The organism is Acidimicrobiales bacterium, assembly GCA_040219515.1.
Classification (GTDB): domain Bacteria; phylum Actinomycetota; class Acidimicrobiia; order Acidimicrobiales; family Aldehydirespiratoraceae; genus JAJRXC01.
Genome location: JAVJSI010000009.1, coordinates 67235 through 92733, shown reverse-complemented (window position 1 = coordinate 92733; position 25499 = coordinate 67235). Strand labels below are relative to the sequence as shown.

Annotated in this window: 30 protein-coding genes; 18 read left to right on the top strand and 12 right to left on the bottom strand. The window is 68.2% G+C overall.

Translation table 11 applies throughout. The annotated features are described in order from the left end of the window. Nucleotides 1-2 precede the first annotated feature (2 nt). Entirely contained in the window at nucleotides 3-2543 is a 2541-nt protein-coding gene (locus tag RIB98_07105) for an EAL domain-containing protein (protein MEQ8840733.1), read from the bottom strand. 73 nt (nucleotides 2544-2616) lie between these two features. Here RIB98_07105 and RIB98_07100 point away from each other — a divergent pair, with 73 nt between their 5' ends. Beyond that, entirely contained in the window at nucleotides 2617-3528 is a 912-nt protein-coding gene (locus RIB98_07100) for an A/G-specific adenine glycosylase (protein ID MEQ8840732.1), read from the top strand. Here RIB98_07100 and RIB98_07095 read toward each other — a convergent pair. Both RIB98_07095 and RIB98_07090 read right to left on the bottom strand, forming a co-directional pair. Continuing rightward, nucleotides 3483-4019: a UGSC family (seleno)protein gene (locus RIB98_07095; protein MEQ8840731.1), complete on the bottom strand. Its 537-nt coding sequence runs from the start codon at nucleotides 4017-4019 to the stop codon at nucleotides 3483-3485. The genes RIB98_07100 and RIB98_07095 overlap by 46 nt on opposite strands. Before the next feature lie 16 nt (nucleotides 4020-4035). Continuing rightward, entirely contained in the window at nucleotides 4036-5496 is a 1461-nt protein-coding gene (locus tag RIB98_07090; protein ID MEQ8840730.1) for a thioredoxin family protein, read from the bottom strand. 159 nt (nucleotides 5497-5655) lie between these two features. Here RIB98_07090 and RIB98_07085 point away from each other — a divergent pair, with 159 nt between their 5' ends. The 12 genes from RIB98_07085 (at nucleotide 5656) to RIB98_07030 (ending at nucleotide 14731) form a co-directional block, all read left to right on the top strand. Beyond that, complete coding sequence (locus tag RIB98_07085) at nucleotides 5656-6447, top strand: MBL fold metallo-hydrolase (protein MEQ8840729.1); 792 nt, start codon at nucleotides 5656-5658, stop codon at nucleotides 6445-6447. Between the two features lie 71 nt (nucleotides 6448-6518). After that, nucleotides 6519-7007: a flavin reductase family protein gene (locus RIB98_07080; protein MEQ8840728.1), complete on the top strand. Its 489-nt coding sequence runs from the start codon at nucleotides 6519-6521 to the stop codon at nucleotides 7005-7007. A gap of 2 nt (nucleotides 7008-7009) precedes the next feature. Then, nucleotides 7010-7528 (top strand): gamma carbonic anhydrase family protein, encoded by a 519-nt coding sequence (locus tag RIB98_07075; GenBank protein ID MEQ8840727.1) that lies wholly within the window; start codon nucleotides 7010-7012, stop codon nucleotides 7526-7528. A gap of 21 nt (nucleotides 7529-7549) precedes the next feature. Next, nucleotides 7550-8137, top strand: a complete 588-nt coding sequence (locus RIB98_07070) for a hypothetical protein (GenBank protein ID MEQ8840726.1) — start codon at nucleotides 7550-7552, stop codon at nucleotides 8135-8137. A gap of 50 nt (nucleotides 8138-8187) precedes the next feature. Next, a complete protein-coding gene (locus RIB98_07065; GenBank protein ID MEQ8840725.1) occupies nucleotides 8188-9429 on the top strand; it encodes a DUF1501 domain-containing protein in 1242 nt (413 codons plus the stop codon). Nucleotides 9430-9466: 37 nt separating this feature from the next. After that, nucleotides 9467-10867 carry a Fe-S cluster assembly protein SufB gene (gene sufB, locus RIB98_07060; GenBank protein MEQ8840724.1) on the top strand — a complete coding sequence of 467 codons (1401 nt, stop codon included), beginning with the start codon at nucleotides 9467-9469 and terminating at the stop codon, nucleotides 10865-10867. A 5-nt stretch (nucleotides 10868-10872) separates the two neighbouring features. Continuing rightward, nucleotides 10873-11427 carry an NUDIX hydrolase gene (locus RIB98_07055; protein MEQ8840723.1) on the top strand — a complete coding sequence of 185 codons (555 nt, stop codon included), beginning with the start codon at nucleotides 10873-10875 and terminating at the stop codon, nucleotides 11425-11427. Nucleotides 11428-11469: 42 nt separating this feature from the next. Then, nucleotides 11470-11958 carry a hypothetical protein gene (locus RIB98_07050; protein ID MEQ8840722.1) on the top strand — a complete coding sequence of 163 codons (489 nt, stop codon included), beginning with the start codon at nucleotides 11470-11472 and terminating at the stop codon, nucleotides 11956-11958. A 94-nt stretch (nucleotides 11959-12052) separates the two neighbouring features. Then, nucleotides 12053-13318 carry a Fe-S cluster assembly protein SufD gene (gene sufD / locus RIB98_07045; GenBank protein ID MEQ8840721.1) on the top strand — a complete coding sequence of 422 codons (1266 nt, stop codon included), beginning with the start codon at nucleotides 12053-12055 and terminating at the stop codon, nucleotides 13316-13318. Beyond that, nucleotides 13315-13665, top strand: a complete 351-nt coding sequence (locus tag RIB98_07040; protein ID MEQ8840720.1) for a non-heme iron oxygenase ferredoxin subunit — start codon at nucleotides 13315-13317, stop codon at nucleotides 13663-13665. The genes sufD and RIB98_07040 overlap by 4 nt, the downstream gene beginning before the upstream one ends. Further along, on the top strand, nucleotides 13662-14447 hold the full coding sequence (sufC, locus tag RIB98_07035; GenBank protein MEQ8840719.1) for a Fe-S cluster assembly ATPase SufC: 786 nt from the start codon (nucleotides 13662-13664) through the stop codon (nucleotides 14445-14447). Before RIB98_07040 ends, sufC (RIB98_07035) begins: the two co-directional genes overlap by 4 nt. Beyond that, nucleotides 14447-14731 carry a 4a-hydroxytetrahydrobiopterin dehydratase gene (locus RIB98_07030; GenBank protein ID MEQ8840718.1) on the top strand — a complete coding sequence of 95 codons (285 nt, stop codon included), beginning with the start codon at nucleotides 14447-14449 and terminating at the stop codon, nucleotides 14729-14731. Before sufC (RIB98_07035) ends, RIB98_07030 begins: the two co-directional genes overlap by 1 nt. Here RIB98_07030 and RIB98_07025 read toward each other — a convergent pair. Next, nucleotides 14724-15746: a DUF2510 domain-containing protein gene (locus RIB98_07025; protein ID MEQ8840717.1), complete on the bottom strand. Its 1023-nt coding sequence runs from the start codon at nucleotides 15744-15746 to the stop codon at nucleotides 14724-14726. The genes RIB98_07030 and RIB98_07025 overlap by 8 nt on opposite strands. 33 nt (nucleotides 15747-15779) lie before the next feature. Between RIB98_07025 and RIB98_07020 the strand changes: the two genes are divergently transcribed. Continuing rightward, a complete protein-coding gene (locus RIB98_07020; GenBank protein MEQ8840716.1) occupies nucleotides 15780-16430 on the top strand; it encodes a hypothetical protein in 651 nt (216 codons plus the stop codon). A 1-nt stretch (nucleotide 16431) separates the two neighbouring features. On the opposite strand, the gene RIB98_07015 is transcribed toward RIB98_07020, so the two are convergent. The 7 genes from RIB98_07015 to RIB98_06985 all read right to left on the bottom strand — a co-directional run bounded on the left by RIB98_07015 (nucleotide 16432) and on the right by RIB98_06985 (nucleotide 21879). Beyond that, complete coding sequence (locus RIB98_07015; protein MEQ8840715.1) at nucleotides 16432-16938, bottom strand: SUF system NifU family Fe-S cluster assembly protein; 507 nt, start codon at nucleotides 16936-16938, stop codon at nucleotides 16432-16434. A gap of 37 nt (nucleotides 16939-16975) precedes the next feature. Further along, nucleotides 16976-18217 carry a SufS family cysteine desulfurase gene (locus tag RIB98_07010; GenBank protein MEQ8840714.1) on the bottom strand — a complete coding sequence of 414 codons (1242 nt, stop codon included), beginning with the start codon at nucleotides 18215-18217 and terminating at the stop codon, nucleotides 16976-16978. Next, nucleotides 18214-18975 (bottom strand): Fe-S cluster assembly ATPase SufC, encoded by a 762-nt coding sequence (sufC, locus tag RIB98_07005; protein ID MEQ8840713.1) that lies wholly within the window; start codon nucleotides 18973-18975, stop codon nucleotides 18214-18216. Before sufC (RIB98_07005) ends, RIB98_07010 begins: the two co-directional genes overlap by 4 nt. A gap of 64 nt (nucleotides 18976-19039) precedes the next feature. Further along, nucleotides 19040-19441 carry a hypothetical protein gene (locus tag RIB98_07000; GenBank protein MEQ8840712.1) on the bottom strand — a complete coding sequence of 134 codons (402 nt, stop codon included), beginning with the start codon at nucleotides 19439-19441 and terminating at the stop codon, nucleotides 19040-19042. Then, nucleotides 19438-21177: an aryl-sulfate sulfotransferase gene (locus RIB98_06995; protein ID MEQ8840711.1), complete on the bottom strand. Its 1740-nt coding sequence runs from the start codon at nucleotides 21175-21177 to the stop codon at nucleotides 19438-19440. The genes RIB98_07000 and RIB98_06995 overlap by 4 nt, the downstream gene beginning before the upstream one ends. A gap of 10 nt (nucleotides 21178-21187) precedes the next feature. After that, nucleotides 21188-21601 (bottom strand): type II toxin-antitoxin system VapC family toxin, encoded by a 414-nt coding sequence (locus tag RIB98_06990; GenBank protein ID MEQ8840710.1) that lies wholly within the window; start codon nucleotides 21599-21601, stop codon nucleotides 21188-21190. Beyond that, nucleotides 21598-21879 carry a type II toxin-antitoxin system prevent-host-death family antitoxin gene (locus RIB98_06985; protein ID MEQ8840709.1) on the bottom strand — a complete coding sequence of 94 codons (282 nt, stop codon included), beginning with the start codon at nucleotides 21877-21879 and terminating at the stop codon, nucleotides 21598-21600. Before RIB98_06985 ends, RIB98_06990 begins: the two co-directional genes overlap by 4 nt. 90 nt (nucleotides 21880-21969) lie before the next feature. On the opposite strand from RIB98_06985, the gene RIB98_06980 reads away from it, so the two are divergent. From RIB98_06980 to RIB98_06965, 4 genes are all read left to right on the top strand, one after another. Further along, on the top strand, nucleotides 21970-23085 hold the full coding sequence (locus RIB98_06980) for an acyl-CoA dehydrogenase family protein (protein MEQ8840708.1): 1116 nt from the start codon (nucleotides 21970-21972) through the stop codon (nucleotides 23083-23085). Nucleotides 23086-23161: 76 nt separating this feature from the next. After that, nucleotides 23162-23602: a hypothetical protein gene (locus RIB98_06975; GenBank protein MEQ8840707.1), complete on the top strand. Its 441-nt coding sequence runs from the start codon at nucleotides 23162-23164 to the stop codon at nucleotides 23600-23602. 340 nt (nucleotides 23603-23942) lie between these two features. Beyond that, complete coding sequence (locus RIB98_06970; GenBank protein MEQ8840706.1) at nucleotides 23943-24134, top strand: hypothetical protein; 192 nt, start codon at nucleotides 23943-23945, stop codon at nucleotides 24132-24134. A gap of 4 nt (nucleotides 24135-24138) precedes the next feature. After that, the gene (locus RIB98_06965; protein MEQ8840705.1) at nucleotides 24139-24909 is read left to right on the top strand and encodes an alpha/beta fold hydrolase; all 771 of its coding nucleotides are present in this window, start codon (nucleotides 24139-24141) and stop codon (nucleotides 24907-24909) included. Here the strand turns inward: RIB98_06965 and RIB98_06960 are convergent, their stop codons facing one another. Next, entirely contained in the window at nucleotides 24910-25488 is a 579-nt protein-coding gene (locus RIB98_06960) for an HhH-GPD-type base excision DNA repair protein (GenBank protein ID MEQ8840704.1), read from the bottom strand. Nucleotides 25489-25499 lie beyond the last annotated feature (11 nt).

Genomic DNA, 25499 nt, shown 5'->3' with positions numbered 1-25499 from the left:
CGCTAGAACGCCACGCCGTTCTTCGAGACGTCGAGGTAGGCGAGGAGTTCCTCGAAGGTCATCGGCCGGGCGAACAGGAAGCCCTGGGCGTAGTCGCAGCCGAGCATCGACAGCCGGGTCATGGCCGACGGGGTCTCCACGCCCTCGGCCACGACGTCGAGACCGAGGTTCTGGCCGAGCGCCACGATCGACTTCACGATGGTCGCGGCGGATTCGTCGCCCTCGCCCATGGCGATGATGTAGGACTTGTCGACCTTGATCTCCGACACCGGCAGACTCTGGAGATTCGACAGGCTCGAATGACCGGTGCCGAAGTCGTCGACCGATCCGCGGATGCCGAGGCGGCGGAGGCGCTCGAACACGCCGTGGGCGAGCAGCGGGTCGTCCATCATCTGGGTCTCGGCGAGCTCGATGATCGTGCGGCCGCCGGGGAGTCCGCTCTGCTCGAGGGTGTTGCGGATCGTGTCGACGAAGGTCGACTCGTAGAGGTTGCGGACCGACACGTTGACGGCGAGGTCGACGGGGAAACCGGCCCGCGCGAGGCGGCTGACGTCGTGGGCTGCGGTCCCGAACACCCAGCGGGTCAGCGGCCGGATGACGCCGGAGACCTCGGCGACGTCGATGAACTCGGCGGGGCCGATCAGTCCGCGTTCGGGGTGGTTCCAGCGAACGAGCGCCTCGACCCGGACCACGCGGGCCGAGGAGAGCTCGATCACGGGCTGATAGTGCACCTCGAGTTGGTCGTCGTCCACGGCGTGACGGAGCTGCCCGACCAGCGTGAGACGATCGAGGTTCGGCTGATCGCGGACGGGGTCGTAGACGGCGACGCCGCCCCCGCGCCGTTTCGCGACGTACATGGCGATGTCGGCGTGCTTGCGGAGCGACTCCGCGTCATCACCGTGATCGGGATAGAGCGCGACGCCGACGCTGGCGCCGCAGTGCAGCGACATGCCGTTGATGTCGTGGGGCTCGTCGAAACAGGCGAGTACCCGCTCGGCCGCCCGCAGCGTGCGCCGGGGCGACACGTCGTCCGTGAGCAGCACGGCGAACTCGTCACCGCCGAGGCGAGCCACCGTGTCGACCGCCCGCAGCGAAGTGCGGAGACGTTCGGCGACCATGACGAGCAGACGATCTCCCTGGTCGTGTCCGAGCGTGTCGTTGACCTCCTTGAACTGATTCAGGTCGAGCAGCAGCAGTGCGACGGGTTGCTGGTCGCGGCGAGCTGCGTCGATGCCGTGGCGGAGACGATCCTCGAGCAACGCCCGGTTCGGTAGTCCCGTGAGCTCGTCGTGCAACGCCTGGTGGCGAAGGGCGCGGGCGGTGATGACGCGAGCGGTCACATCGACCACGTTCAGTCCGAGCAGTTCACCGGAGATGGGGAAGGCCTCGAGGCTGATGATGCGTTCGCCTTCGGCGCGGAGGTCGCCGGCCTCGGCCTGTCGCTGAGGCTGGCCTGTTCGCCGGGCGTCGGTGAGGAGGCGGACCATGCCGGCCACCCCGGGGCCGTCGAGCGCGTCGGCCAGCGTCGAGTGGACGAGCGCACTCGCCGGGAGGCCGGTCAACGCTTCGTATGCGGGGTTGACCGAAATGGTCGTGAACCGGCCGTCCGGCTCGGCCCGCACGACGAGGAGCCCCACCGGCACCCGGTCGACCAGTTCGGCGAGGTTTCGGTTCGATTCGCGGACCTCGACCTCGTCGGTGATGTCGACGACCACACCGCGCGCCGTCACCCGGCCCTGGGCATCGGACTCCACTCGGACGCGGTCGCGGACGTGGCGGAGTTCGCCGGCGTCGTCGGTGATCCGATAGGTGATCTCGTGCGCACGGCCGGCATCGATGGCCTCCTTGGACTGTTGGGCCACCAGCGCCCGTTCGAGGGCCGGAACCCGCCCCAGCCAGGTGCCGGGGCCGACCAGGCACTCCGGGTCGATGCCGAGAACGGCCTGCGTGTCGCCGGACACCGCGACGTCGTCGAACGGGTAGGGGTGGGCTTCCCAGACGACGGCATCGATACCGGAGAGGAGATCGTCGGTGCCCTGCCGAGCGGCGCGTTCGGCATCGGCGATGACGGCGACGAAGACCGTCACGCCGGTCGAGACGGCGAGATAGGTGGCGACGTAGAGCGCGCCGTCGCCGACGTCGTAGCGCAGCGCCGCACCGAACAACAGCGGCGCGCCGGCGAGCGTGGCGGCGAGCGTCGGTCGCCACCCGGTCGTTGCGGCCTGGCTGGTCGAACCCAGCATGACGATGAGCGCAGCCGGGGCGAGTTCGGGTTGGATGGAGATGACCGCAGCGCTGAGCGCAGCATCGGCGATCGGGAGCCACCAGGGAGCCGACCGGACATGCGCCATCAGTGCGCGGAGGGCGACATTGGCCGGAACCGAGAACCCCAGGATGAACACGGCTATGGCCGTGTCGACGGCGGCTGCGGGAATCAGCGCGACGGCGCCCAGCAGCGCGAGGGCCACGATCCTGATCTCGAAGAACAGCCGCCACAGATCTCGTTCGAACGAGGCGAGCGGTCGCCGCTGAAGTCGCCTCACGCGTGCCTCCCTTCGTTCTCCTTCGGCGCGCCCGTCATGTGACCTGAGTGCCGGATCGCGTAGGTTTCGGGAAATGGTCGAACGGTCGGAATCACTCGAGTCGATGCTGCTGGCGTGGGCGGATGAAGGGCTTCGTGACCTCCCCTGGCGGCGGACCCGTGACCCCTGGGCGGTCCTCGTCTCGGAGACCATGTTGCAACAAACCCAGGTCGATCGCGTCGTCGACCGATGGGTTGTCTTCCTCGAACGCTTTCCCGACCCGGCGACCTGCGCGACGGAACCGGCGGCCGAGATCCTGCGGGAGTGGGCGGGGCTCGGCTACAACCGCCGCGCCCTCATGCTGCATCGGGCGGCGCAGGCCATTCACGAGCGGCACGGGGGAGTGGTGCCGTCGGATCTGGATTCGCTGCGCGCCCTGCCGGGCGTCGGCCCCTACACGGCTCGGGCGGTGCGCGCTTTCGCATTCGAGCTCGCCTCGGCGCCGGTCGACACGAACATCGGGCGGGTGCTGGCTCGGGTCACGGGACGTCGGCTGGCGCCACGGGAGGCGCAGCAGATCGCCGACGACCTCGTGCCGGCCGGGAGGGTGTGGCAGTGGAACCAGGCGATCATGGAACTCGGCGCGCTGGTGTGCACGAAGCGCTCGCCGGGCTGTGCGTCGTGTCCGGTCGCGTCCGGCTGCACGTGGCTCGGGTCCGGTCCGGATCCGGCCGACGGCTCGGCCGGCGTGAGCCGCCGCCAGGCCGCCTTCGAGGGGTCGGATCGCCAGCTTCGCGGTCGCGTGATCGACGTGTTGCGGCGAGGACCCCAGATCGCGGCGGCGTTCGCGGCCACCGTCGCGCCCGACGATGCGGACCGAGGGATTCGGGTGATCGATGGACTCGTCGCCGATGGCCTGGTCGAACGGCACGACGACCTGTTGCGACTACCGGGTGATGCTCAGTCGGGGCCGGTGAGCGCACCCAGGAGTGCATCGATCGCCTGATCGGCGATCGCGACCATCTCCTCGTCGGTCCGATCCTGGATCGGGTGCGGTGTGAGTACGTGGGCCACGTCGAGTCCGAGGGCCTTCGACTGGCCGTCGGCGGCGTCGGCGAACTCGACGGTGGCCACGAAGACCCCCGGAATGCCTCGTCGTTCGAGATCGTTGATGTCGTGCACACTGCACGTCGTGCAGCTGCCTCAATCGGCGAGTGCTTCGATCACCGCGTCACAGCTCGTGGCGATCTCGTGACGGAGATCGACGGGCGCCGGCTTGGTGAACGTCGGTTTCGCGAAGCGCTTCACCGAGGCGCCCAGCGCAGTGAGCTTCTCTTCCACCCGGTCGAGGAACACGTTGCCGCGAGGCTTGGAGATGTCGAGCAGACCGACGGTCAGACCGTTGAGTGATTCGGGCCGGGCGACCCGTTCTCGGACCTCGGGTCGAAGTTCCCCGGTGGGGTCGAGCACCGTGGTCTTCGAGAGCACTGTCGTCATGGCTTGATCTCCCTCGTCACGTGATCTCCCTCGTGACGGTGAGACTACCCATCTCGCCGGTCACCCACCCGCCGATGGCTGCGGAGAAGAGCCCCGCGTGGCTGCCGCCGTGGACCACGTGGATGCCGCCGGGCGGGAACTTCGACAGCTGCATGTCCTTCACGAACTCGGGCATGCCCTCCTCGATGCCGTCGGCACCGGCGATGATGTCGGCACCGTCGACCATCAGGTGGGACTCGAGTTCCTCGAGGAAGCGGGCTCGGTCCCAACCGGCGTCGCGGTAGCGGTTCATGTGTTCGGGGGACATCACGATGATGGTCTCGAACTGCATCACCATCCGGGGGCTCGCGTAGGTGCGCAGCATCTGGGCAAAGTGGCGGGTCAGCGAGTCCGCCGAGCGGGACTTCTGGTCGAAAAGGAGGCGGGGTCCCTCACCCGGGAACAACGTGACGGTGGAGGCCGAGGCGTCGAATCCCCGGGACCGGGCCAGCGACTCCCATGGCGAACCCGCCTCGTCCTCGGCGAAGCACAAGCCGATCTTGCCGGGGTTGCCCTGCGTCGCACGGTCGACGCCGCCGGGCTTGCCGCCTCCCACATTGCGGATGACGAGCTGGAGTGCACGGCCGATGGTGCTGTTCGCCCGGTTGCCCTGGCCGAGCAGGTTGAGCCCGCTGTTCATGCCGATCTGTTCGCAGATCGGCCCGTTGACGACGAGTACCGGACCGACCGGCATCGTGGTGGCGAGCAGGCCGTGCATGTTGAACTCGTCGGTGCACGCGGCTTCGACCGCGGTGAGCACGACGGGAAGATATTCCGGCTTGCAGCCGGCCATCACCGCGTTGATCGCGACCTTCTCGACGGTGCATTCCACGAGGTCGGGCGGCGCGATGGCGACGATGTCGTCGGGGGCCCGGGTGGTGCCCTCGAGCATGCGGAGAACGCGGGCCTCGGTGGGCGGTACGACGGGAAGCCCGTCACTCCAGCCGCGATCCCACATCGCCTCCCACTCGTCCTCCAGTACCGCGATCTCGACCCGGCGGCTCCGCAGCGTGGAGCCGGAGAACCGCACGGCCAACTCGTCGGCGAGGTTGGGGTCGACGCTCAGCGACCCGCACCCGGGACGCCAGTCGGGCAGCCCCTCGCCGAGACCGCTGGTGCCGGTGAAGGTCTCCCACTGATCTCGTGACCAGCCCTCGATGCGTTCGGTCACCTGCCCGTCGTCGACGCGGACCAGCGTGGGCACCGCGTCGATGTCGTGGTGCCACGAGAGCGCCAGATCCTCGTCGTGGATCACCCAGTCGGCCACCGTCGGGAACCCGGCGTCGTCCTGGCTGATGACCGTGAGCGCGGCTCGGGCCGCGAGGTCCTCGAGCACCGGTGCCACGAGCACGCACGTCGGGCAGTCCCGCTTGACGATGGCGACCAGCCCGTCGGGCAACCGTGGGGGAGCCGAGTTCGGTGATGTTGGCGGAGGCATCTCGTCACCCTAGCGACGACTGCGGGTGAGAATTCCGTCACACGACCCTCGACGGGACGGGGTTACGTTGACTAGTTTCGAATGTTCATGGGGGATGAATATTCGATTGACGTTTCCTTTCACGGCGTCCGCGGCTCCACGCCGTGCAGCTGTCCCTCGGTGCAACGCTACGGCGGCAACACGAGCTGCGTCTCGATCGAAGCGCCCGGCCACGACCCGATCGTGCTCGACCTCGGTACCGGCCTGCGGCCCTGGGGATGCTCGATGACCCCGGGAGATCCGGTCACGGTGCACGCCCTCGTCACTCATCTGCACTGGGACCATGTGCAGGGCCTTCCCTTCTTCATGCCGCTCCAGTCGGCCGAGACGGAAGTGCACGTCTACGGCCCCGCCGACGGCGGCCAGACCATGGCCGAGACATTCGCGAAGTTCATGAGTCCGCCCTACTTCCCGATCGAGGTCGCCGACCTGCCGGCGACCGTCGAGTTCCACGACGCCCACCACGACGATCTGGTCATCGACGGGTCGGCGGTGATGGTCCGGCCGGTTCCGCACTGTGGGAAAACGAACGGGTATCGAGTCACCCGCAATGGTGTCTCGGTCGCCTACATCCCCGACCACCAGGAGCCGGTGGATCGACCCGGCTACGTCGATCCGGCCGTACTCGAACTCTGCGCCGGGGTCGACGTGTTGATCCACGACGCCCAGCTGTGGCCCGACGAGTTCGCGCTGAAGTCGAACTGGGGACACTGCACGCCGGAGTATGCGGTCGAGGTGGCGGCGCAGGCGGGCGTGTCCACGCTCGTGCTCTTCCATCACGACCCGTCGCACACCGACGAAGACCTCGACGAGATGACCGAGCGCATCACCGCTCGCGCCGCGTGCCGTGGAATCGACGCCGTCGTCTGCGCCACCGAGGGTCTGAAACTCTCGGTCACCGCCCGCTCCTGAGACGGCGCTACCGTGCCCTGCCGAAGGCAGGCCGGGTAGGCCCGGGTGGAAGGACAGTTGAGGAGCAGAACATGACGATCGATTCCAGCGAATACCGACGGGTGCTCGGACACTTCCCGACCGGTGTGACGGTCGTGACGGGGGTCGACGACGCCGGCCCCACGGGGATGGCGATCGGATCGTTCGCCAGCGTCTCGCTCGATCCGCCGCTGGTCATGTTCTGTCCGAGCGCGACCTCGGCCACATGGCTGCGCATCCAGGAGACCGGGGCGTTCTGCGTCAACGTGCTCGGTCACGACCAAGCCGACGTCTGCGGGGTCTTCGCCAGCAAGGTGGACGACAAGTTCGCGGGCATCGAATGGACCACCGACCACACGGGGGCGCCGTTGATCCCGGGCGCGCTGGCCACGATCGACTGCTCGATCCACGCCGTCCACGACGGCGGCGACCACGACATCGTCGTCGGTCTGGTGCAGTCCATGAAGACCTCCGAGGATGCGCCGGCCCGCGGGCCGCTCGTGTTCTTCCAGGGCGGCTACGGCCGCTACCAGGGGCTCTAGTCGTGCCGATCTACGCGATCGGCGACCGGGTACCCGAGATCCACGAGACGGCCTACATCCACCCGGAGGCCACCATCATCGGCAGTGCCGTGATCGGGCCGCGCGCTTCGGTGTGGCCGCAGGCCGTGATCCGAGCCGATGACAACACCATCGAGGTCGGCGAGGGATCGTCGATCCAGGACGGCGCGGTGTTGCACTGCACCCCGTTTCACCCCACCACCGTGGGGCGTTTCGTGACGGTGGGACACCTCGCCCACCTCGAGGGTTGCCGGGTGCTCGATCACGCGCTCATCGGCACCGGCAGCATCGTGCTGCACGAGGCGATCATCGGCGAGCACGCCCTCGTCGGTGCGGCCGCGATGGTGCCCGGCAAGGTCGAGGTGCCCCGTTGCGCGATGGCGCTCGGCGTGCCCGTCAAGATCCGCGAGGACGCAGTGCCCGAGGGGCATTCCCAACTCAACGTCGACACCTACATCCGTCGCGCCGAGTTGTTCGCGTCCGAACTTCGCCGGATCGACTGAGCCCACCCGATTCTGCTGCCCGTGCCGTCGGCCGATCCCTTTCGAATCCTGGTGGTCTGCACGGCCAACATCTGCCGCTCGGTGATGGCCGAACGGTTCCTGGTCCGCGACGTCGAACAGCGCGGCCTGGCCGGCGTCGCCGTGTCCTCCTGTGGGCTCCTGTTCGATGGCGAGCCGGCCTCGGACACGGTGCTCTCGGTGCTCGCCGAGTCCTCGCTCGACGCCGCGGATCATCGGTCGCGTGTCGTCACCCCGGAGCTGGTGAACGGTGCCGACCTGATCGTCACCATGGAGCGCGCCCACGCCCGCGAGATCACCATGGCCACCGAGGGCGACAGCACCAACATCCACACGCTCGGCGCGCTGGTGGACTGGCTGCGGACGCAGGAGGAGCTCGACGGTTCGCCCGACCGACGCGTGCGTGCGTTCGCCGAGCAGCGCCGGCCCTCGGACCTCCTCGGCTCGGGCACCGACGAGGTCGAGGACCCCCACGGTCGCTCCAAGCGGTTGCATCGCAAGGCCGCGGCGCGGATCGAGGATCTCTGTACCGGGCTGCTCGACGGGCTCTATGGCGGCACCCCGCAGCAGGTCGGTTCGCCGGAGCGCTGAGATGGGCCAGAATACCTACAGCTCGTTGCCCCGCGAGCCGAAGCATCGGTGTGGACCTGCCGCTGCCGGCGAGGCATCGCGAGGGTTTCCTCCGGGAGATCGACAACCGGAGTTCACGCGCGGGCTCGGCCGCCGTGGGCATTCCGTCGCCCGGGGCGCTCGGGCGAGGCGTGGGTGCGCCCTCGGGCACGCTCGTGTTCATCAATCTCGTGGGCGGCGTCGACGGGCTCAGCGTGGTGGTTCCCCACGCCGACCCCGCGTATGCGATTCGCCGACCCGCTCTCGCGATCTCGCCACCCGGTGAGCGCTACGGCGCCATCGACATGGGTCGCGGACTCGGACTCCATCCGGCCCTTTCCCCGCTGCACGCGATGTTCGGACGTTCGGACCATCTGGCGCTGATCTGCGGGGTCGGCGTGCCCGACGTGCACGGCGGGGACCGCAACCACCTGCCATCCCGGGAGTTCCTCCACCAGGGGGGCCGGGACGAGCCCGACGGATGGGCGACGCGCCTGTTGCGCTTCGAGGGACTGGGCAGCGAGTCGGTCTGGTCGTTCGGTTCCGCCCCGCACGCCATGTTCGACGGGCTGGCGACCGCGATGGTCGAACAAGTCCCCGTGGTGTCGGTGGGCCGTCACTTCGACGAGTCACCGCCGCCGATCGACCCTCGCAACAGTCATGTCGGAACGCTGGGCGGCTCGTCCATCGAGGCGCGCTGGTCTGATGCAAGCTGGACCGCGCCCGCCGACCGGCTCGCCCGCGGCTACCCCGAAGGCGGTCTCAGTCGCTCGCTCGCCGCGACCGCCGACATGATCCGCACCGATCCGCGGCTGCGCATCGTGGCGATCGACCACCCGGGCTATGACACCCACGTCGATCAGGGTGATGGGCGCGCCGGCGTGCTCACCCACAAGCTCGACCGGCTCGCCCGGGCCCTCACGGCCTTCTGGAGCGACCTCGCGCGCACGCGGGGGACCGGCGACGGTCGCGATCCCGGGCCGGTCACCATCATCCTGGTCAGCGAGTTCGGTCGGGCGATCGACGAGAACGACAGTGGCGGCACCGAGCACGGCCGTGGCGGAGTGGCCATCGTCCTCGGTGATCAGGTGGTCGGGGGAATCCACGGTGACATGCCGTCGCTCGCCGACGACGAGGTGTGGCCGGTGACCGTCGATGTCCGCCGCGTACTCGCCGATGCTGCCGCCAGCCACGGCTTCCGTCCGTGGCGCGGCGGGGTGTTCCAACAGCTGCCGTTGCCGAACCGGTCGCTGGGTTTGTTACTATCTCCATAGGAGAAATTCCAAGACCGCGGCAGACACGGAGATCGCAATGAGCACCGCTGACAGCCTGGACCTCGGCAAGTACCAGCTCGGCTGGGCCGACGAAGAGGACTACGTCTTCAAGCCCAAGAAGGGCCTCAACGAGGAGATCCTCCGCGAGATGTCCTGGCTCAAGGGCGAGCCGCAGTGGATGCTCGACATGCGCCTGAAGTCCTATCGACGCTTCGGCGCGCGCCCGATGCCCCACTGGGGTGGCGACATGTCCGGGATCGATTTCGACGACATCTTCTACTACATCAAGCCCAAGGGCGGCCTCAACGACGACTGGGACGAGGTGCCCGAGTCGATCAAGAACACCTACGAGAAGCTGGGCATCCCCGAAGCCGAGCGAAAGTACCTGGCCGGCGTCACCGCCCAGTACGAATCCGAGGTCGTCTACCACAAGAACCGTGAGGATCTCGAGGCCCAGGGTGTCCTGTTCTCCGACATGGACACCGCACTGCGCGAGTACCCCGAACTCGTGCAGCAGTACTTCGGCAAGATCATCCCGCCCAACGACAACAAGTTCTCCGCGCTGAACAGCTCGGCCTGGTCGGGCGGCTCGTTCATCTACGTCCCGCCCGGCGTGCAGGTCGAGATGCCGTTGCAGGCCTACTTCCGCATCAACGCCGAGAACATGGGTCAGTTCGAACGCACCCTCATCATCGCCGACGAGGGTTCGCAGGTGCACTACATCGAAGGATGCTCGGCGCCCACCTACACGTCGGACTCATTGCACTCCGCCGTGGTCGAGATCGTGGTGAAGCCGTCGGCCCGGGTCACCTACACGACCATCCAGAACTGGTCCGACAACGTCTACAACCTCGTCACCAAGCGGGCCTATGTCGAAGCCGAGGGCCACATGGAGTGGATCGACGGCAACATCGGCTCCAAGCTCACGATGAAGTACCCGGCCGTCGTGCTCGCCGGCCCCAAGGCGTCGGGCGAGGTGCTCTCCGTGGCCTACGCCGGCCCCGGTCAGCACCAGGACACCGGCGCCAAGATGATCCACGCGGCACCCGAGACCACCTCGAAGATCGTGTCCAAATCCATCTCGAAGGACGGCGGCCGCACCTCCTATCGAGGCCTCGTGCGAGTGGAGGACGATGCCTACGGCTGCAAGAGCCATGTGCAGTGCGACGCCCTGATCCTCGACGAGGACTCCGTTTCCGACACCTACCCCTACATGGAGGTGGGCTCGGGTGACGCCGTCATCGGCCACGAAGCCACCGTGTCCCGCGTCGCCGACGAGCAACTGTTCTACCTGCGCAGTCGCGGGCTCACCGAGGAACAGGCGATGGGCATGATCGTCAACGGATTCATCGAGCCGATCACCCGCACCCTGCCCATGGAATACGCGGTCGAGTGGAGTCGCCTCATCGAACTCCAGATGGAAGGCAGTGTCGGTTAACGCCGATGCCGGACGGTCGTGAACCCGGCCGCTGGATCGAGCACGGGCAGCGCTTCGTCTACGAGAGCGACTGGATGTCGATGGCCCTCGTCGATGTCGAGACGCCGTCGGGGCGGCGGTTCGAGCATCATGCCGTGCGGTTCCCGAACGAGGCCGTGGGCACGCTGGTGGTCGTCGATGCCCACGTGCTGCTGATCTGGCGACATCGATTCATCACCGACACCTGGGGGTGGGAGCTGCCCGCCGGCGGCGTCGATGCCGGTGAGACGGTCACCGAGGCCGGCCACCGCGAATGCGTCGAGGAGAGCGGATGGGCGCCGGGGCCGCTGACACCGGTGATGACCTGGCATCCGAGCAATGGTGCCACCGATCAGCGGTTCCACGTCGTCCGCGCCACCCAGGCCGTCGAGGTGGGCGAGCCCACCGATCCCGACGAGGCCCTTCGGGTCGAGTGGGTCGCCCTCGACCGCATCGCCGGCTTCGTGCGGGACGGACTGCTCGGTGACGGCCTCAGCGTCATGGGTCTGTTGTCGGAACTCGCGGGGATCTCCGCCGCCTGACCCGGTGCCCGAACCGTGGGATGGCACGCCACAATGGAGCACATGCCGATGCGCCAGGACTGCAAGTACTTCGAGTCGCGGAGCTATCCGAACGGGGACACCGTCCGGAAGTGCGACCTCGATCTGGCACCCGAAGCGCCATGGCGCTGCCCCGACGACTGTGCGCGGTACACCCGCCGCCTGGCCGACGTGAACTGGGTCCACGGGGCGCTGGTCACGCCCGAGACGCCGCCCGAACCGGCCGGTCTGGGCGACGACGACAGTATTGCGGCCCTCTTGGACGCGGCCGAGGACATCATCAACGAGGCGGTGCCCGGTGCCCTCGCCGATCTCGATGCCGAGCGCCAGAAGCGCCGGGGTGGCCGTGTCCGACGAATGCTCGGTCGCCCCTCACCGAGGAGCACGACACCGAAGGGCAAGAAGCCGAAGGGCAAGAAGCCGAAGGGTAGGAAGCCGAAGCCGCCGTCTCGGCGGCCGACGGGTGAGAGCTTCGGCGACCGGCTGCGTCGGCGCTACCGCGACGGTCGCTGACCCGGTTTCGAGCGTTGGGCGATTAGCACTACGTCGGTAGGGTTAATGTCGCTGCCGGATCGATCCTCGACCGGCCCGACCCCCGCGGATGCCTGTGACCGAATTTTCCCCCGACGCCGCCCGCGCCCTTGCCGGACCATCCTGGCTCGTCGATCGCCGTGTCGCTGCGGCCGAGACGTTCGTGGCCGCCGACATGCCCGACGCGACAGCCGAGGAATGGCGCTACAGCCCCATCGGCGACCTCGACCTGACGTCCTTCAGTCCCACCGACGGATTGGGCGACGCGCCGATGCCGCGCCTCGACATCGAGCCCGCGGCCCTCGTTCGCACGGTCAACGGCCGCATCGTGGCGGTCGACGTCGACGACGAACTGCTCGCCGCCGGTGTGCATGTCGGCCCGCTGGTCGACCATGCCGCCGGCAAAGATCTGCTCGGGTCGGTCGCCGAGGCGGCGGGCGATCACTTCACGCTGCTCAACGACGGCTTCGCTCCGGCCCCGGTGCTGATCCACGTCCCGAAGGGCGTCGTGATCGATCGCCCGATCGTGGTCACCCATCACGCGGCCGGTGACGGCTCGGCGGCGTTCCCCCGACTGGTCGTACGCATCGAGGAGAATGCGCAGGTGGAGGTGCTCGACCACCATACCTCCGACGATGGCGACCGACTCCTGGTGTGTCCGGTGGTCGAGCTCGACGTGGCCCCGGCCGGGCGACTCGGCTACCTCAACGTGCAGGAGCTCGGTGATGCCACCTGGCAGATCGGCTCTCTCCTCGCTCGGGCCGACCGCGACGCCACCCTCACCGGCGCCACCGCAGCGTTCGGCGGCACTTACGCCCGTACCCGGTCCGACACCCGCCTCGTGGGTCGTGGCGCCCACGGTGACCTCCTGGCCCTGTACTTCGGCGAGGCCGACCAGACGCTCGACTTCCGCACCTACCAGGACCATGTCGCGCCCGACACGACGAGCAACCTGCTCTACAAGGGCGTGGTCGCCGGCGAGGCGAAGAGCATCTACACCGGCCTCATCCGGGTGCGTCCCGAAGCCCGGGGCACCAATGCGTTCCAGACCAACCGCAACCTCAAGCTGAGCGACACGGCATGGGCCGAGTCGGTGCCCAACCTGGAGATCGAGAACAACGACGTGCGGTGCAGCCATGCGTCCACCGTCAGCCCCGTCGACGAGGAGCAGCGTTTCTACGTCGAGAGTCGAGGGGTGCCGTCGGGCGAGGCCGAACGGCTCATCGTGGCCGGCTTCCTCGCCGAAGTGCTCGAATCGATGCCGGTGGCGGCCGCCGGTCACAAGATCCGCACGGCGGTCGCGGCCAAGTTGGCCCGGCAGGAGCGGGTGGCGGTCGGATGACCGTCCACACGCTCTTCCCGTTGACCGAGATCGAGGCGGGTACCGCCCGCAAGGTCGTGATCGGCGATCGCGAGATCGCCGTCGTGCGCATCGACGACGACGTCTACGCGATCGGCGACACCTGCAGCCACGCCGACGTGTCGCTGTCCGAGGGCTTCGTCGAAGCCGAGGACTGCATGATCGAGTGCGGCCAACACGGCGCCCTGTTCGACCTGAGGACCGGCGAGCCCGAGAGCCTGCCCGCCGTGCGACCGGTGCCGGTCTACGAGGTCGCCGTCGTCGACGGGCAGGTCACGTTGACGCTCGCCCCCGAAGAAGCCGAATCCGACGACGAGGATCCCTCATGAGTGAACTGGTGATCGAGGGGCTGCGAGCGGCTGTCGACGGGCAGGAGATACTCAAGGGCGTCGACCTCGTGGTGAAGTCCGGCGAGGTGCACGCCGTGATGGGGCCCAACGGGTCCGGCAAGTCCACACTCGGCCACGTGGTCGCAGGCCGTCCGGGCTACGAGGTGCTCGGCGGGTCGGTTCGTATCGACGACGTCGAGATCCTCACTCTTCCGGCCTGGCAGCGAGCCGAGGCCGGTCTGTTCCTGGCGATGCAGTACCCGACCGAGGTGCCCGGTGTCGCCCTGCGCGATCTGCTGCGGGCCTCGGTCGGCACCAGCGACGATCCCGAGGTCATCGACGAACGCATGCGGGCCGAGGCGGTCCGCATCGGCTTCGGCGAGAAGTTCCTCGAACGGCCGCTCAACGTCGACCTGTCCGGCGGCGAGAAGAAGCGCAACGAGACGTTGCAGCTCGGCGTGCTGCGCCCGAAGTTCGCGATCCTCGATGAGCTCGATTCGGGCCTCGATGTCGACGCGCTGCGCCTCGTCAGCAGCCGCGTCGAGCAGGCAACCGAGGAGGACGGACTCGGCGTGCTCGCCATCACCCACTACAGCAAGCTCTTCCAGGAGCTACGGCCCGACAAGGTCCATGTGTTCGCGGCGGGTCGCATCCAGGAGACCGGCGGTGCCGAACTCGCCACGGAGCTCGAGTCCACCGGCTACGAACGCTGGGTCGAACCGGCGCCGGCCAAGCCGGCGAACGGCTTGCCCGACGATCCCTTTGCTGATCCACTGGCGTGATGGCCGGCACCCTCCTCACCGATGACGAGATCGGGGCGCTGCTGTCCGCGCACCCCGAGTGGCAGCGAGACGGGGACGGGCTCACCCGCACCTTCACCTTCGCCGACTTCAACGAGGCGTTCGGATTCATGACCCGGGTGGCGCTCGTCGCCGAGCGGCTCTTTCACCACCCCGAATGGCGCAACGTCTACGACACGGTAGAGATCCGGATCACCGACCACGACGCCGGCGGCATCTCCACCAACGACCGGGACTTCGTCGAGCGGGTCGACGGCCTCAGCTGAACGGCGCCGGCGAGCCGACGTGCTCGGCGGTGATGGCCGGATCGACACTGCCGCCGGCGAACTCGTAGAGCACCACCGAGCCGGCGCTGTTGAGCATGCTCTGCAGTGCCTGTAGCAGGAGAGGGACGACGAAGGCAGCCACGACGCCGACGCTGCTGATCCAGCTGGTGCCGAGGTTGAACGCGAACGACACGACGAAGCCGACCAGTGTCAGGATGAGAAGCCGGCCGGCGATCGGCCCCCAGAGCGGGCGAACGATGCGGAAGGCGTGTCGCAACGGCGGGGCTTCCCTGGGCGACAACGCCAGCGCCGTGTAGGCGAGCGCGCCGACCGGCCAGAAGTAGATGACGGCCACGAGCAGCGCGGGGACGAGGGCGAGCAGCAGCGCCGGCGAGACGAGGATGGCCACGACGAAGAGGCCGACGACGATCGTCGCTGCGATGAGTCCCAAGAGGCTCCACAGCAGAGCGATGCCGATCATGCGGGGGAGCCGCCGGGCGAGGCGCTGGTAGGTCTCGCCGATCGACGTGCCTCGTCCGGCGCGGACACGGGCCAGGAATATCGAGAACGAGGTGGAGCTGATGAAGGTGCCGAGGACGACCGCGAGCCCAGCGCCGATGAGGCCCAGGATGCCGATCGTCCCGATGGAGACGTCGATCGAATCGATGAAGGCCTCGTCGGCACCGTTGTCGACCGGATCGAAGCCCGGCTGGGTGACCCGGTCGAGAATCGTCTCGATCCCCGGATCGAGCATCGAGTCCAGCGACACGTAGGCGAGGATGGCGGCCCCGATGCTGGAGACGATCAGCGGGAGCGCCAGGACGAGGAGTTGCGCCCACCCCTCGACGATCAGGCGGAACGTGGCACCGACGATCCCCCACGCGCCGCCGTCGGGGGCGGCGGCCCCGGCCAGCGCTCTGGGTGAGCGGTGTTCGGTCCACTCGTTGCCGTTCCAGTATCGGAGTTGGGTGACGTCCTCGGGATCGTTGTACCAGCCGGCCGGGATGTCGGTCATGGCACAGACCGTAGTGCGGCCTACCCTCGCGTCATGGTCTCCGCCCGTTTCGAGGAGTTCGTCGACCCGGTCGACGGCACCCGTTGGACCGTCGACGTCGGCTTCCTCGGCTCGCGTTGGAAGTGCATCTGGGGCGAAGGGTGCCAGGGCATCCTCGACACGCCGGCCGAGGTGCTCGGCCACGGATGCTGCTCCGTCGGCACCGAACTCCTCGACGAGGACGAGGCCATGACCATCTCGGCCCACGCCGCGCTGCTCGACGCCGACCTGTTCCAGTTCCGGGAGTGGGCGGCGGAGCACGGGATCTACGAGGACGAGCGGCGGGCCCGGACCGCCACCGTCGAAGGCGCCTGCGTGTTCCTGAACCGTCCGGGTTTCGCCGGCGGGTCGGGATGTGCGCTGCACCTCCAGGCGGTGCGCGACGGTGAACGGCCGATCGATGTGAAGCCGTCGGTGTGCTGGCAGTTGCCGCTGATCGCCGAGCACGCCGACGACGGCACTGCTCGACTCCGACGCTGGGGCCGTGACGATCGGGGCCCCGACGGAGCGACGATGGTGTGGTGCTGCACCGAGGGCGACAACGCCCAGGCGGGGGAGCAGACCACGGCCGACGAACTCGCCGATGAACTCCAGGCCCTGGTCGGCCCCGAAGTGGCCGTGGCCATTCGCGACCGCGTGCGCTGAGCTAGTTCGGCGCGACCTCGTCGAGCGCCTGGGCGAGCGTGTTCCAGCCGAGGGTGGCGCACTTGATGCGGACCGGGAACTTCACCACGCCGCGCAGCGCCTCGAGGTCGCCGAGCGACACGTCGTCGGTGTTGTCGATGCTCATGTCGGCGGCGGAGATGCCCATCTCGGACTCGGTGCCGTCGCCACCGAGCTCGGTCTCGTGGATCGACATGAGGCCCTTGAACGCGACGATCAGCTGGCGGGCGTCGGCCACCGACTTGCCCTTGATCGCGGCGGACATCATCGACGCCGATGACTGGCTGATCGAACACCCCTGGCCGCCGATGGCGACCTCCTGGATGGTGCCCGCATCGTCGACATCGATGTAGACCACGATCTCGTCGCCGCACAGCGGATTGAACCCGTCGGCGCGAACCGCCGGTGGGGTCTCCAGTTCACCGCGGTTTCGCGGGGAGCGGTAATGATCGAGGATGATCTCTCGGTAGAGGTCTTCGAGGCCGGGCATCTGGTTTTCCTGGAGAGAAGGCGTGCTGGAGGGCTTGCTAGAACGAGAACATCTCGTCGGCGGCGGACAGGGCATCGACCAGCTGATCGATGTCGGACTCGTCGTTGTAGACGTAGAGCGAGGCACGGGAGGTGGCGTTGGCGCCGAGCACGGTCATCAGTGGTTTGGCGCAATGATGCCCGGCCCGCACACAGACGCCGGCCTGGTCGAGGACCTGGGCGATGTCGTGGGGGTGGACCTCGCCCGACGAGCCCTCGTAGACGAAGGACAGTACGCCGCCGCGTTCCGACGGCTCGCTCGGGCCGTGGATCGTGATCTTGTCGCCGTGGACCTCCTCGAGGCGGCGCATCGCGTAGGCGGTGAGCTCGACCTCGTGGCGACGGACCTCGTCCATCCCCAGGTCGGTGAGGTAGTCGATGGCGGCCGCGAGACCGACCGCCTCGGCGACCATGGGGGTGCCGGCCTCGAACTTCCAGGGGATCTCGTTGGTGGTGAAGCCCTCCTTGGTCACCTGGAGGATCATCTCGCCGCCACCGAGGAACGGGGGCATGGCGTCGAGGATCTCGGCGCGGGCCCAGAGCACGCCGATACCCATCGGCCCGAGCATCTTGTGGCCGGTGAAGACGACGAAGTCGGCGCCCATGGCCTGCACGTCGGTGGGGAGGTGGGGCACGTACTGGCTGGCGTCGACGGCCATGAGGGCGCCGGCACGATGCGCGGCCTCGGACAGTCGGGGGATGTCGTTGAGCGTGCCGAGCACGTTGGACATGGCGGTGATCGACACCAGCTTCGCGCCGTCGAGGAGGCGGTCGAGATCGGTGAGGTCGAGGTGGCCGTCGGCCCCCACCGGGATCCAGCGGAGCTCGATGCCCTTCTCGGCGACCAGCATGTGCCACGGCACGATGTTCGCGTGGTGTTCCATCTCGGAGATGACGACGGCGTCGCCGGGGCCGAGGTTGGCGCCTCCCCAGGAACGAGCGAGCAGGTTCATCGACTCGGTGGCGTTCTTCGTGAACACCACCTCGCTGGGCGACGGCGCGTTGATGAAACGGGCCACGGTGGCGCGGGATTCCTCGAGCGCCGCGGTTGCCCGAACGGCGAGCTCGTAGCTGCCCCGGTGCACGTTGGCGTTGTCGTGCTCGTAGTAGCGGGCCATCGCATCGATGACCGCCTGCGGCTTCTGTGAGGTGTTGCCGGAATCGAGATAGACGACCTGGTGCCCGTGAAACGATTGCGCGAGGACGGGAAAGTCGTTCTTGACGTCGGGGCGGAGACTCACTGACCGACTCCGAACCGTTCGTAGCCTTCGGCTTCGAGCCGTGAGGACAGCTCGGGGCCGCCCGACTCGGCGATGCGCCCGTCGACGATCACATGGACCCGATCGGGCTGGAGTTCGTCGAGGAGGCGTTGGTAGTGGGTGATCGCCAGCACGCCCAGCTCGGGGCGGTCGCGGCGCACCTCCTGCACGCCGGTGGCGACCACGCGCAGCGCGTCGATGTCGAGGCCGGAATCGGTTTCGTCGAGAATCGCCATCTCGGGTTCGAGGATCGCCATCTGGAGGATCTCGTTGCGCTTCTTCTCGCCACCGGAGAAGCCTTCGTTCACGTAGCGCTCGGCGAACGACTCGTCCATGTCGAGGCGCTCCATCCACTCCATGATCGCGAGGCGGAGTTCGAGCACCGACATCTCGATGCCCTTGCGGGCCGACAGCGATTGCCGCAGGAAGTTGAGCACGGAGACGCCGGGGATCTCCTGGGGGTACTGGAACGCCAGGAAGATGCCGGCCTTGCCCCGCACCTCGGCGGGCCACTCGGTGATGTCCTCGCCGCGGAACCTGATGGACCCGGCCGTGACGTCGTATTCGGGACTGCCGAGCAGCACGCTGGCGAGGGTGCTCTTGCCCGATCCGTTGGGTCCCATGAGCGCGTGGACCTCGCCGGCGCCGACGGTGAGATCGAGGCCCTTCAGGATCTCGATGCCGCCCTCGGCGGTGGCCGCGTGCAGGCCGGTGATTTCGAAGAGCGGAGCCGTCGACATGGACAAAAGTCTATGGGACGGCCGAGGTTTGTCCTACGGGCATAGTGGTAATGGGCGGCGCGCGTCAGGAACCCGGCGTGCGGCCGAGGAGATCTTCCTTCCAGGCCCGGAACCGGGCGTGGCGCTCGCCGGACGGGCCGAGACCGTCGCCGGTACCGTCGGGGAACAGTCGGAACTCGTGGTGCTCCGCCAGATCGTCGGCTCTCACCGCAACGTAACGGGCATCGGCCTTCACCGCCGGCCCGGCCCGCCAGAGCAGCCAGTCGCCGATGCGGCGCTTGTAGGCCACACGCACACCGCCGATGTCATCGCCGGCGCGGCGAAGATGATCCGGCGCTTCAACCCACGCCTCGACGCTGATGTTGCGATCGCGGGTGGGGGTGGCCGGCAGGTCGGCGGTGTGGACCGGTGTGTCGTCGTAGGGGCGTTGGTCGGCCGGCAGAGGGCGGTCGCTGTCGCTGCTCATTCCGTGGCCCACAGCGGCCCGAAGTAGAGCGACGCCCACCGGTCGGCGCGATACGTCGATTCGGGCTGGTCGCCGCCGGCCCGCAGCTCCCACACGATGTCCCCGCCGAACGCATCGCCGCCCTCGTCCTGGGTGATCGGGTCGATCTCGACGAGATGGACGTGGGAGGCCGTGTAGTCGTTCGGGTCGACGGTGGCGCCACCGTGGGTCACCAGGATGTTGCCGTTGCTCAACTCGTCGGCGTCGCTGATGAACGGCGCGTAGATCAGCTCGTCGGTGACGGGGTCGATCATGCGATGGTCCCAGACCTGCGTGGCGCTCCAGGTCGAGGGATCGTCGCCGCTGTCGTCGACCGCGATCCGCACCGCGCGGCTGTAGTTGGGGTCATCGCCACCCGCCGACAGGCTCCCCGGCCGGAAGTTGCCGTTGTCGTAGAAGAGGATGTCGCCGTCGGCCGTGGTCTTCACGCCGTGCGTGTGGTGGAAGCTCTCGCCGGCGTAGGGAATCGTGCCGTCGGCGCCCAGGATCCAGCGAGCCTCGGTCTGGGGGCCCGTTTCGTCGGTCATGGCCAACGCGATGATCTGGTCGGTGTGCCGGGACGAGACGAGGACGACGTCGCGGGTCTCGTCGAACCAGAGCGCATTGGCGTGGGTCCAGTCGCGTTCGGTCGGGGTGATGCCCAATCCCTGCGTCTGGCAGAGGAACTCGCCGGGCAGGTCGTCGAAGCTCGAGATGTCCCAGAGGTCCCAGGTGCGCAGGACTGTGCCGTCGGGCTCGATGTGCATGATCACGTCGGAGATGACACCCCACTCGAGCTCGTCGCCCGGGCACAGCTCCTGTTGTCGCGCGACCGGAATCTCGTGGATCGTGCGGGAGATGGCGAACGCCGTGCCGTCGGGCTGCCACTGAAGATCGTGGTGGACCGTGCCGAGGTCGACCCAGTCGGCGTGGTACGGCGTCAGCGCCACGCCGTCCTCGACGGTGATCTCGTCGTCGCCCTCCGGGTCGGGGTAGTAGCGACGGAGCGCTTCGCCGGTGATGGCGTGGACGGTCATGCCGAACGGATCGTTCTGGGCGGCGACCTCGCCGGCTGGCGTCTGCTGGACGGCGCCGTTGAACCGATCGGTGTTGTAGTACCAGACGATCTCGTCGTCCTCGTCCAGCCCGACGACGGCGTTGCCGCCGAAATCACCGGGGAGGGCGGCGCGAACGGTGTTGGTCTCGACGATGGTGATGCCGGGTGAGCGGCGGTCCGGGTCGTGCTCGACGATCTCGAAGTCGGGCACGTTGTCGTCGATCGTGCCGGTCGTGAACGGTTCGGTGGTCGTGAGGACGTTGCCCGCGGCGTCGACCACCGTCATGGCCACCTCGTAGTCCCGCGCCTGACGCATGCCGACGAGAGGGAGGTCGTGTTCGGTCGCCGACTGCGCGGTGACCGGCGTGGTGACTTCGTGGTCGTCGGCGGTCGCGGTGATCTGCACCGTCACGGCGACGTTGCTCTCGACCGTGACGCGCGCGGCGATGGGGCTGACCTCCGACGGGGTGACCACCGTGGCGACCTGGATCGGGTCGTCGGAGGCGACCACGTCCTCGCCGGGCTCGGTCGTCGTGGTGCTCGCGTCGTCGGGCGCGGGATCGGCGGCTGGGGTGTCGGAGCTGTCGTCGGCGCAGCTCGCCGCCGCGAGTGCGGCAGCGGCGAGAACGGCGATGAGAGCCTTGGGAAGGCGTCGGGTCATGCCCGATTGTCTAGCGCGCCAGAGGGGTAACGAGTTCGAAGCCGAGCGCGGCGGCCGCCGGAATCTGGTGGCGGTCGAGGGTGAGGTAGCTGATCGGGCGAGGCAGTCGGTCGGCCGCGGCGAGGTGGACGGCATCGACCGTCCGCAGTCCGTAGGCGGCGCCGAGCTCGGTGGCCCGGGCGATGCAGCGCTCGTCGACCGGCACCAACACGAAGGCGTCGAGATCGGCCCGGGCTGCCGTCCACAGGTCGTCGGTGAGCACCTCGGCCCCGGCGATCCGGTGCAGGGCGAGCATGACCTCGGTGCGGGCCAGGTCGCTGGCGCACCAGACCGGATCGGCGGACATCGTGGCGTTGACCAGGGCGCGGTCGGGACCGGGGACGTAGCGCGCGATGAGGGCGGACGGATCGATCACGAGGGTCATCCCGACTCGCCCCGCAGTTCACCGATCACCGACGACAGACGGACGTCGACGGGGACGCCGAAGGGATCCGGCGGGGGCGGGCGGTCGGCTCGCCCGGGGAGCCGTACGAGTCCGGCCGCGGCGAGGTCGTCGATCGTCGGTTCACCCGTCGGCTCGAGCGGGCCGAGCTGGGCGACCGGCTCGCCGTCGACCGTCACGATGATGCGCTCGCCGCCACCGGCGCGCCGCACGATCGCGGCGACGTCGTTGCGCAGGCTACGAATCCCGACTCGTTGCATGGACCCAGCCTACTCCCGACCCATGAGTTGTAGCACATGTGTACACAGAACGATTTGGCGAGGTCGGTCGCACTGGGTAGCTTCTCGCCCATGAACTTTGCATTCTCCGAAGAACAAGAGCAGCTGCGCGAGTTCGTGCGCAACTTCCTCCAGACCAAGTCCTCCGAAGAGGCCGTCCGCGAGCAGATGGACACCGAGCAGGGCTTCGACGAGGCCGTGTGGAGCCAGATGGCCGAGCAGATGGGTCTCCAGGCGCTGGCCATTCCCGAGGAGTACGGCGGTCAGGGCTACGGCTTCGTCGAGCAGGTCGTCGTCCTCGAGGAGATGGGCCGGGCCCTGTTGTGCGCCCCCTACTTCTCGAGCTGCGTGCTCGCGGCCAACGCGATCCTGCACAGCGGCGACGATTCGGCCAAGAGCGAGCTGCTCCCGGGCATCGCGTCGGGCGAGACCCGCGCCACGCTCGCGTTCACCGAGGAGAGCGGCCGCTGGGACGAGGGCGGCATCACGATGCAGGCCTCCGGATCGGGCGACTCGTGGACGCTCGACGGCACGAAGATGTACGTGCTCGACGGGGCCACCGCCAACCTCCTGATCGTGGCGGCCCGCAGCGACAAGGGCGTGTCGCTCTTCAAGGTCGCCGCGGACGCCGACGGACTCACCCGCACCTCGCTGTCGACCATGGACCAGACCCGCAAGCAGGCCAAGATCGAGTTCTCCGGCGTGGCCGCCACGCTGATCGGCGACGACGGCAAGGGTTGGGACACCCTGGAGACCGTGCTGGATCTCGCCGCCGTCGCCCTGGCCGCGGAGCAGGTGGGTGGTGCCCAGATGTGTCTCGACATGTCGGTCGAGTACGCCAAGGTCCGCGTCCAGTTCGGTCGCCCGATCGGCTCGTTCCAGGCCATCAAGCACAAGTGCGCCGACATGCTGCTCGAGGTCGAGTCGGCCAAGTCCGCCGCCTACTACGCGGGCTGGTGTGCCGCCGAGATGAACGACGAGCTCGGCCAGGTCGCCTCGCTCGCCAAGAGCTACTGCTCCGAGGCCTACTTCCACGCCGCGGCCGAGAACATCCAGATCCACGGTGGCATCGGCTTCACCTGGGAACACCCCGCCCACCTCTACTTCAAGCGGGCCAAGAGCTCCGAGCTCCTCTTCGGTGATCCCACCTACCACCGTGAGCTCCTCGCCCAACGCATCGGCATCTGACCCGTTCTCGCTTCTGTGAGCTCGAACGTCCCCGTGGGGCCCGTTCAAGCTCACAGAACGAGGGATTGGTGAACTGATGACGTTGGTGCTGTTCATCGTGGGGGCGGTCGTCGTGACGGCGATCGCCTTCGTCGCGGTCGGTCAGGCCGTGGGGCGCATGGCGGTCGAGCGGCCGCCCGCGGTCTACGACCTTCACGACGCCGCCGTGTGGATCGGTGACCGACTGCCCGACGAGGTCACGGCCCGTCTGAGCTACGACGACGTCGCCCGGGTCCTCGGTTGGCACCTCGACTGGTTCGGGGAGATGGGCGCGTCGTCGCGCTACGGCCAGGAACTCGCGGGCGAGGCGGTGCGAACCGAGGGCGCCATCGCGCCAGAGGATGCGGCAATCGACGCCGTCGTCGCCCGGTCGTTGGCCGAGAACGGGCCCGACGCGGTCGACGTCGTCTGCGTGCTCGACCTCCAGATGAAGTACCTCGTGGCCATCGGTGCCGTCGGCTCCGAGGCCGACGACTGAATCGCCACTGACCTCTGTGAAAAAAGCCTGCCAAAGCCGCGTGAGATGTGCTTCACTGGCAGGACCAAAGAGAGGAGGTGGTCCAGACGTGAGTAGTAGATCTGTGACTTTGGAGGTGGCTGGCCGCTAGCTACGGCCGCTGGACCTCTGGCGCAAACCACGCCAGCTCCACCCCCGGGATCAGTGGGACGGGACACGTCACGCCTGTCGGCCGGCGCTCGGTTCACGAGCGCTTCGCGACCACCCCTGGGAATCCAGCATGTATTCGGGCCATCCCGGGACCACGAGGTCCCGGGATGCTCCGTTTTGACCGCCACGTTCGTTGCTATATTCGTCGACCATGGAGCGACCGACCCGATTCGAAGAGAACCGATTCCTCGGCGACAAGCGGGTGCAGGTCGTCTACGACCTCGATGACATCGACGACGAGTCGGTCATCGAGGAGCTCGTCGGCGGGTCGCACGCGCAGACCTTCGGCCCCGACACCCTCGCCGAAGCTCGCAACCGGGGTTACCGCCTCCGGAAGATCTGACCTCGTGGACCGGCGGTTCACGGTCGACGGCAACGAACTGGCTGCCCACCTGGCGCGGCCGGCGCAGATCCACCCGACCGCGCAGCCGGGATTGGTGATCGCCCACGGCTTTCCCGCCGAGGCCGGCGGCGGCATCAACTCCACCGCCAGCTTCCCGGAGCTCGCCGATCGTACGGCGACCGAGGCCGGCTGGGCAGCGCTGGCCTTCTCGAGTCGCGGGGTCGGCGAATCCGAGGGCGACTTCTCCCTCGAGGGGTGGCGTCGCGACCTCGACGGTGCCGTCGCCCACCTGCGGGAATCGGTTCCCTGCGACGGCGTGTGGATCGTCGGTTTCGGCACGGGCGGCGCGCTGGCCATCGATGTGGGTGCCCGCGACCCCTCGATCAACGGCGTCGCGGCCGTCGGCGTGCCCGCCGACTTCCACGACTGGGCCCGAAACCCCCGCAAGCTCCTGGTCCTCGCCCGCGAGATGGGGATCGTCCGCGACGACGACTTCCCTCGCTCGTTCGATGCGTGGGCGGCGGAGATCTCGTCGACCCGCGCGTCACAGGCGGCCGGCCGACTGGCGCCACGGGAACTCATGATCGTGCACGGGTCCGACGACGAGGTCGTTCCCCTGTTCGACGCCCGTGAGGTCGCCGATGCCCACGGCAGCGCGGATCTCCGGGTGATCGCCGGCGCCGGACATCATCTTCGTCACGATCCACGGGCCATCGCCGTGTTGTTGGGCTGGCTCGACCGCCAACGCAACCATCTGCTGAACGCCGCGGGGTGATCAGTCGGACTTCGACTGTCCGGCCGCCTTCATCGCCCGACGCTTCGCCCGCAGCGCCACCAGCGCCTCGGATGAGTCGAGGTCGGCGACGGAGCGGAGTTCGTCGTCGGCGAACACCCCGGCCACTTCCTCCCAACCGTCGGGTCGGCGATCGAATCGCTTCGCGAGCACGGCGGTGAAGATCTTCACCTTCTCCGGTCCGAACCCCGGCACTTCGTAGAGCCGTTCCTGGAGCACTTCGGCGCGTCGTACGTGGCGCCAGATCGTCGCCGCATCGCCGTCGTAGTGGTCGACGAGGTGCTGACACATCTGCTGGATCCGTCCTCCCATCGCCGCCGGGAAGCGGTGCAGGGCCGGCTTCGTGCGACAAAGATCCGCGAATCGATCGGGGTCCATGGCCGCGATGGTGTGGGCGTCGAGGGCCCCGCCCAGACGATGGGCCAGTCGGAAGGGACCGATGAAGGCGAGTTCGATGGAGATCTGCTGGTCGAGCAGCATGCCGATCATCAGGGCCAGGGGATCATTGTTCAGCAACCGGTCCGCCGAGGCGTCCCCGGTCACCGCGAGGGTGCCGGTCATCTCTCTGTCGT